Source organism: Mucilaginibacter arboris, from assembly GCF_009754915.1.
Taxonomy (GTDB): domain Bacteria; phylum Bacteroidota; class Bacteroidia; order Sphingobacteriales; family Sphingobacteriaceae; genus Mucilaginibacter_A; species Mucilaginibacter_A arboris.
Map to the genome: position 1 here is coordinate 1 of NZ_WPIK01000039.1, position 2,328 is coordinate 2,328.

The window sequence follows — 2,328 nt, forward strand, 5'->3', positions numbered from 1 at the left end:
TTTGCTATTTTGCTTAAGTTTCAGCTGAAGGAACATAAATTTAGCTGGTAAAAGAAGCATCAACTTTTGAACATTAATTTAACTTTGGTTTCGGCTGACGGGTTTCAACTACCAGTTCTTCGCCAAGCCTTTTCCGTTGTGTGTCACCTTGCCGACAATTCGCAATTTGACAAAAACTTCTTAAATTTGACTATGCAAGCACAGATAGAAATAGCTTTTGAGCAATTGGTTCAGTTAGTCAAACACTTGCCGGAAAACCAATGGTCAAAACTTAAACAAGAAGTAGATAAAGAAAAAATAACCGACAAAGAAGTGTCTGACCTTGAAGCTTTCTTGCTTACAGCTCCTACTTTTACTAAAAAGCAACTTGACGAAATTGCCAAAACCAGAAAAGCTATTAATCAATGGCGGACAAAATAGTTCTGGTTGACACATCTATTCTTATTGATCTTTTTCGTAAGACTGACAAAGCAAACTCAGCTTTGGTATCGTTAGTAAGACAAGGTTTTACTTACCATATTTCGGCAGTGACAGAATACGAAATTTATACTGGCGCGACTTTAGGTCAGGTTGACTTTTGGGACAACTTCTTGCAGAAAACAGAAGTTTTACCTTTTGACAGATCAGTTGCTAAGGTAGCAGTTGAACTGAACAAAGCGCTAAAACGTAAACGAAAACTGATTGACACCGCTGACCTTTTTATCGCGGCGACTGCCCTTACGAATAATTTACCTTTTGTAACTTTAAACAAAAAGCATTTCGACCGCATTGATGAACTAAACATTGTAGAATAAGGCGAACACACAACATTGGTTTGGCAAAAAACCGGCGGAGGGAAGTTACTGAACTTTTGGATTTCTTTTTATCTTTAGTGCAGCTCTTGGCAGAAAAGTTTTAAATTCCAGTTCTTCGCCAAGCCTTTTCCGTTGCCTGCAATTTTGGCGCGTATTTTTTTCTCAACTATTTCTGATTAAAATTTTATGCGTTTTATACAGAAAAGATAATAAATACCCGTAAAATGTCCAGAACAATTGTAAATCCTGTCTTGAAAGAAGCAGTAACGTTCGTTAAAACTGCAGATGAAACGAATGGAGCAGTTTCTGATTTGGAAATTACTATAGCGGCAGGAGGGGGAAATCCATTGCATTATCATACAACTTATACCGAGAAATTTACTGCAATAGAAGGAGAATTACATCTGGAATTGAAACATAAGCGGATAGTAAGATTAAAGCCAGGAGAATCATACCTTGTAAAGAAAGGAGAAGTACATCGCTTTTTTAATGCTGGAGAAGCGGAAATCAAATTCAGGAACGAAGTTCATCCTGGACACAAAGGTTTCGAAAATACATTAAGAATTTTACATGGCTTAGCAGCAGACGGACTATATAACGACAAAGGAGTGCCAAAAAATCTTACTCATTTAGCAGTTTGCGGGATAATGAGCGACATGCGTTTGCCTGGTTTAATGTCACTGACAACGCCACTTTTAAAGTTTATTGCCGCAAGAGCGAGGAAGAAAGGAATAGAACAACAACTCTTGGAAAAATACTGTAAGTAACTAATTATTAAAAAGTACAGAAATTTAATGATGGAATAAAACTGCAGGCAACATGAGTATTGCTGCAATTTGGGCTGGACATAGTAAGCATCGGCAGCAGTAAAAAATTCAGCTTCAGTTCCGGCGTGACGTTATAAATTTAGCTATTGAACAAAACATCAACAACCGTTCAGCTATCAGCAGCAGTGCCGGCTTGACGTTTTTCAAATGCCCAAACTGCAGCAATACTTGTTCGTTACGTGTAACTTAAGACCTGCAAAACGCCGAATGACTTGCAAACTGAATTTTTAACAATTGCAAGTTTGACTTTTAATTTTCGCCGACTTTTATTATGCTTTTTTAAGCAAAATTTTTTGGTTGACTTTCGCCGCTCTAATTTTTACCAGATAAAAACAGCATTGTTTGCTGACTTCTTTTTCAATCAAAAAAGCAATATTTGTTAAAAATGTGCTTGCGACTTTTGTGTAAAAAAACGCTAGACCTGGAAATTTTAAGTTTAATATAGTTCAGTAAGTTTTGGTTTTGCGACCTAATTTCCAAAATAGAAAACTGATTTTGCCTGTTAAAAAATTAAGCTACACGTAACATTGGTTTGGCAAAAAACTGGCTGAAGGAAGTTATTGAACTTTTGTTTCACTGTTTTACTTCAGTTTCAACAGATGGAACAAAATTTAGCTGATAAAAACAGTATTGAACTTTTTGTTATAAATTCAGCTTTGGTTTTCGGCTGACGGATTTCTAATTTCAGTTCTTCGCCAAGCCTTGAA

Annotated in this window: 3 protein-coding genes; all 3 read left to right on the top strand. The window is 36.3% G+C overall.

The annotated features are described in order from the left end of the window. Nucleotides 1-66: 66 nt before the first annotated feature. Complete coding sequence (locus GO621_RS18555) at nt 67-420, top strand: hypothetical protein (RefSeq protein ID WP_157569871.1); 354 nt, start codon at nt 67-69, stop codon at nt 418-420. After that, entirely contained in the window at nt 405-794 is a 390-nt protein-coding gene (locus tag GO621_RS18560; protein ID WP_157569873.1) for a type II toxin-antitoxin system VapC family toxin, read from the top strand. Before GO621_RS18555 ends, GO621_RS18560 begins: the two co-directional genes overlap by 16 nt. Before the next feature lie 224 nt (nt 795-1,018). Next, on the top strand, nt 1,019-1,561 hold the full coding sequence (locus GO621_RS18565; RefSeq protein ID WP_157569875.1) for a cupin domain-containing protein: 543 nt from the start codon (nt 1,019-1,021) through the stop codon (nt 1,559-1,561). Nucleotides 1,562-2,328 lie beyond the last annotated feature (767 nt).

Excerpts from the sequence above, each read along its gene's own strand:
- GO621_RS18560 (WP_157569873.1), top strand. The coding sequence starts at position 405 with ATGGCGGACAAAATAGTTCTGGTTGACACATCTATTCTTATTGATCTT.
- GO621_RS18565 (WP_157569875.1), top strand. The coding sequence starts at position 1,019 with ATGTCCAGAACAATTGTAAATCCTGTCTTGAAAGAAGCAGTAACGTTC.